A 5,180-nucleotide genomic window follows, 5' to 3' on the forward strand; every position below is an offset into this window, starting at 1 on the left:
CCGCGCAGACGCCCCCCCCCGGCGTGCCGGCCCGGGCCGAGGCGCTGCGGCTGCTCGCGGGCGTGCTTGGCGACGGGCGGATGCTGCCCGACCTGACCGATCGCGCCGCCCCCGACCTGCCCCCCGACGCCCGCGCCCGCGCCATGTCGCTGGCGGGCGCGGCGCTGCGCCATATGGGGCAGGCCGACGACCTGATCCGCAAATTCGCCCGCAAGGCCCCGCCGCTGGAGGCCGCCAACGCCCTGCGCGTCGCCGCCGTTGAATTGCTGGTTTTCGATGAAAAGCCCCATGCAGCCGTCGACGGCGCCGTCGCCGCGCTGAAAACCCGGCCCAACGGCCAGCGGCTGGCCGGGCTGGTCAACGCCGTGGCGCGAAAGATCTCCAGCGAGGGCGCGGCGGTCTGGGCGGCGCAGGACGCGGCGAAGCTCAACGCCCCCGGCTGGCTCTGGGGGCGGCTGTCCTCGGCCTATGGCGGCGTGGTCGCGCGGCGCATCGCCGAGGCGCATATGCGCCCGGCGCCCACCGACCTGACCCTGCGCGACCCCGACAGCGCCGATCGCTGGGCGCGGGAACTGGGCGCCGCGCGCCTGCCCACCGGCGGGCTGCGGCTGGCGCGGCGCGGGCAGATTTCCGCGCTGCCCGGTTACGGCGAGGGCGCGTGGTGGGTGCAGGACGCCGCCGCGGCCCTGCCCGCAAGGCTGCTGGGCGATCTGCGCGGCAAGCGGGCGCTGGACCTTTGCGCCGCGCCCGGCGGCAAGACCCTGCAGCTGGCCGCGGCGGGGGCCGAGGTGACGGCGATCGACATCTCCGAACGCCGTCTCGGGCGGGTGCGCGAAAACCTCGCGCGCACCGGGCTGGCCGCGACCGTCATCGCCGCCGACGCGCTGGACTGGGCGCCCGACGCGCCCTTCGACGCCATCCTCATCGACGCGCCCTGTTCGGCCACCGGCACCGTGCGCCGCCACCCGGACCTGCCGCATCTGAAGCGGAACATGGATTTTTCGGCGCTTGCCGCGCTGCAGGACGCGCTGCTGGATCGCGCCTGGGGCTGGCTTGCGCCCGGGGGGCGCATGGTCTTCGCCACCTGCTCGCTGCTGCCTCGGGAAGGCGAGCTCCGCGCCGCCGCGTTTCGCGCCCGCACGCCGCAGGCGATCCCGCTGCCCGTCGATCCGGTCAGCCTTGGCGGCGGCGCCGATTGGGCCACCGAAGCCGGCGAACTGCGGCTTCGGCCGGATTTTCTGGCTGAATCCGGCGGTTTGGACGGGTTTTTCGCTGCTGCATATGCGAAGGAAGCGTGACAGCGGCCCCGGCCCCTTCTATGTTGCGCCGCATCGGCTGACGACCGGACGGGGCTTTGCGCCGCTGCGCCCGGCGTCGTCGGTCATTTCAGACATATGCGGGACCGGCTGCATTGAGCGATCTTAAGAAGCAGATGCAAATCCGGCTCGCCCTGATCGGGGCGACCCCGAAGGCGCTGGTGTTCCAGCCCGCGCCGCGCTGGATCGGCGACGCGGAACAGGCGCACCGGCTGCTGGAGGGGACCTACCGTTTCGCCGGGCAGGAGATCGTCGCGCCGGGCATCGGTCCCTGGCGGCTGCTGTCGCCCAATGACGAATTCACCGACGCGCTGCACGGCTTCGACTGGCTCGACGATTGCGAGGCGGCGGGCACCCGCGACACGCGACGCACCGCGCGTTCCTGGGTGTTCGGCTGGATCGCGCAATACGCCGAGGGCGCCGGCCCCGGCTGGAAGCCCGAGGTCGTCGGGCGCCGCCTGGTGCACTGGATCAGCCACGCGCCGCTGATCCTCGACGTCAACGACGCCGATCTGAGCAGGCGGTTCCACCGCGCCTGCGCCATCCAGACCCGCTATCTGCGCAAATGCTGGCGCCAGGCCCCCGCCGGCCTGCCCCGGCTGGAGGCGCTGGCCGGGCAGCTATACGCCGCCCTCGCCTTTGACTGCTTTCAGGCCGTCAAGCGCGAGATCATTGCCGAAATGGGCGCCGAAACCGCCCGCGTCATCGACGAACACGGCGGCGTCGTCAGCCGCAATCCCGAACAGCTCGGCGAAATACTGGCCCTGCTCGCCACCTGCGCGCGCACCATTGAATCCGCGGGCGAACCGCCCGACCCGCGTCATGCGGCGGCCATCCAGCGCATCGTGCCGGTGCTGCGGGCGCTGCGCTTCGGCGATGGCGGGCTGGCGCGGTTCCACGGCGGCGGGGCCGGGGCCTTCGGGCGGCTCGACCATGCGCTCAGCCAGGCGGATGTGCGCGGATCGCACCGGCTGGCCCGGGCCTTGGGGTTCCATCGGCTCGCCGCCGGGCGCACGCTGGTGGCGATCGATGTCGCCCCGCCGCCGCCGACGCCCGGGGCCCATGCCTCGACGCTTGCGTTCGAATTGAGCGCCGGGGCGCAGCGGGTGATCGTCAATGCCGGCGCCGGGGCGCATTTCGGCGCGAAATGGGCCGACGCCTGCCGCGCCACCGCGGCGCATTCGACGCTGACCATCGAACGCACCTCCTCGGCGCGCATCGGCCCCAGGGCGAAGGGGCCGGGGCCGCATCCCTTCATCCAGGGGCCGGTGACGGTCAACGCCGAAACCGCCGAGGATCTCGACGGCGCCTGGCTGCTGTGCAGCCATGACGGCTATCTGTCCACCCACGGGCTGCTGCATGAACGCCGGGTGTTCCTGTCCCCCGACGGCAAGGATTTTCGCGGCGAGGACACGCTGAGCGCCCCCGACGCCAAGGCCCGCAAGCGGTTCGACAAGGTCGTGGAGGGCGCGCGCAGTCTCGGGGTGCGGTATTCGATCCGCTTTCACCTGCATCCGGATCTCGGGGTCCGGCTGTCGTCGCGCGGCGATCACGCGCTGCTGACCGGGGCGGACGCCAGCTGGACGTTTGCGCAGGATGGCGGCCGTCTGACGCTGGAGGACAGCGTCTATTTCGACGAGACAAGGCCAAATCCGCGCGCGACGAAACAGCTGGTGGTCACCGCCCGCGCCAAGGAGTATTGGGGCCGCGTCACCTGGGCCCTGCGCCGCTCGGACGCGCCCCGCGCGCCGCGCAGCCGCTAGCGTTCGCCCGTCGCCCGGCGCGCAAGCGCCCGGCGCCTGTTCAAGCCCGCCCCGCGCAAAGCGCCGGCCAACCCGCCCGCCAGTCTGTCCCCGCAAAGGAAATACTTCATGCCCACGCCCGCTCCGCTTCGCCGCGCCCTGCTGTCCGTCTCCGACAAGACCGGTCTCGTGGACCTCGCCAGGGCGCTGGTGGCGCGCGGGGTTGAGCTGGTCTCCACCGGCGGCACCGCGGCGACGCTGCGCGACGCCGGTCTGGCGGTGCGCGACGTGGCGGACCTGACGGGGTTCCCCGAGATGATGGACGGGCGCGTGAAGACCCTGCATCCGGCGGTGCATGGCGGGCTGCTGGCGCTGCGCGACGACCCGGCGCATGTGGGGGCCATGGAAAGCCACGGCATCGCCCCCATCGACCTGCTGGCGGTCAATCTCTACCCGTTCGAGGCCACGGTGGCGGCGGGCGGCGACTACGCCGATTGCGTGGAAAACATCGATATCGGCGGCCCGGCGATGATCCGCGCCGCGGCCAAGAACCACGCGCATGTGGCGGTGGTGGTGGACGTGGCCGATTACGGGCCCCTGCTGGCGGAGATCGACGCCCATGGCGGTGTCAGGACGGCGTTCCGCAAGCGCCTCGCCGCCACCGCCTATGCGCGCACCGCCGCCTATGACGCCGCGGTGTCGACCTGGATGGCCGACGCGATCGGCGAAGCCGCGCCGCGCCGGCGCGCCATCGCCGGAACCCTGGCCCAGACCCTGCGCTATGGCGAAAACCCGCATCAGGCGGCGGCCTTCTATCGGGACGGCTCGGCGCGGCCTGGCGTGTCCTCGGCCACCCAGCTCCAGGGCAAGGAGCTGAGCTACAACAACATCAACGACACCGACGCCGCCTATGAGCTGGTCGCCGAATTCGACCCCGCGGACGGCCCCGCCTGCGCGATCATGAAACACGCCAACCCCTGCGGCGCGGCGCGCGGCGCCACGCTGCTGGAGGCGTATCGGCGCGCCCATGCCTGCGACCCGGTCTCGGCCTTCGGCGGCATCGTGGCGCTGAACCGCGCGCTGGACGCGGAGACCGCCGAGGCGATCGTCAAGGTGTTCACCGAGGTGGTGATCGCGCCCGGCGCCGACGCCGCCGCCCGCGCGGTGTTCGCGGCGAAGAAAAACCTGCGCCTGCTGATCGTGGACGGGTTGCCGGACGTGACCGCCCCCGGGCGGATCTGGCGCCAGGTCTCGGGCGGGTTTCTGGTGCAGGACCGCGACAACGGACGCATCGGCGCGGCGGATCTGAAGGTGGTGACCAGACGAGCGCCCGACGCGCGCGAACTCGCCGACCTGATCTTCGCCTGGCGCATCGCCAAGCATGTGAAATCCAACGCCATCGTCTACGTGAAGGACCAGGCGACGGTGGGTCTGGGCGCCGGACAGATGAGCCGGGTCGATTCCACCCGCATCGCCGCGCGCAAGGCGCGCGACATGGCCCAGTCTCTGGGCTTGCCCGAAAGCCCGGCGAAAGGCGCCGTGGTCGCCTCGGACGCCTTCTTCCCCTTCGCCGACGGGCTGCTTGCGGCGGCCGAGGCAGGGGCCACGGCGGTGATCCAGCCCGGCGGCTCCATGCGTGATCAGCAGGTGATCGACGCCGCCGACCAGGCCGGCCTCGCCATGGTCTTCACCGGGATGCGCCACTTCCGTCACTGACGTCTTCCGGTCGTCCCGCAACGCCGACCCCGCTCGCCATGCCAGCGCAGCGTCCCCCCCGAGAGACGAAGTCGCGAGGGCCGGGCCCAACGGGAGGCGGCCCCGCAAGGGGACGTCCGACGGGCGGGAGCCTCGCCCCGGCGGTTCCGCCTGTCCGTGGCGTCGGGGGCGTCGGGGGCGTCGGGGGCGTCGGAATGGTCGCGCGAAGCCTTCGCCCCGCGCGATCCCGGGCCAACCCTCCCGCCCGTCGCTCCCCCCCTGAAGGGGGGTCCTCCCGTTGGGCCCGGCCGCGACGGCTGAACGCCGCGCGGCCCGCCTGGGGCGGCGCCCCGGCGGGCGGGGGGGGGGGGGGGCGGGCGGGGGGGGGGCGCGGGGGCGGCCGTGGCACGCGGCGCGTGGGTGGCGG

3 protein-coding genes are annotated in these 5,180 nt (G+C 73.1%); all 3 read left to right on the top strand.

The features are described 5' to 3' along the window. The first annotated feature begins 23 nt into the window (after positions 1–23). The 3 genes from AC1HC7_RS16690 to purH all read left to right on the top strand — a co-directional run bounded on the left by AC1HC7_RS16690 (position 24) and on the right by purH (position 4,774). The gene (locus tag AC1HC7_RS16690) at positions 24–1,298 is read left to right on the top strand and encodes an RsmB/NOP family class I SAM-dependent RNA methyltransferase (protein WP_479498001.1); all 1,275 of its coding nucleotides are present in this window, start codon (positions 24–26) and stop codon (positions 1,296–1,298) included. A gap of 113 nt (positions 1,299–1,411) precedes the next feature. Then, complete coding sequence (locus AC1HC7_RS16695; protein WP_479497962.1) at positions 1,412–3,079, top strand: heparinase II/III family protein; 1,668 nt, start codon at positions 1,412–1,414, stop codon at positions 3,077–3,079. A gap of 108 nt (positions 3,080–3,187) precedes the next feature. Continuing rightward, positions 3,188–4,774, top strand: coding sequence for a bifunctional phosphoribosylaminoimidazolecarboxamide formyltransferase/IMP cyclohydrolase (purH, locus tag AC1HC7_RS16700; protein WP_479497961.1), 1,587 nt, complete (start codon positions 3,188–3,190; stop codon positions 4,772–4,774). Positions 4,775–5,180: the final 406 nt, after the last annotated feature.

It is taken from the genome of Oceanicella sp. (assembly GCF_056449545.1).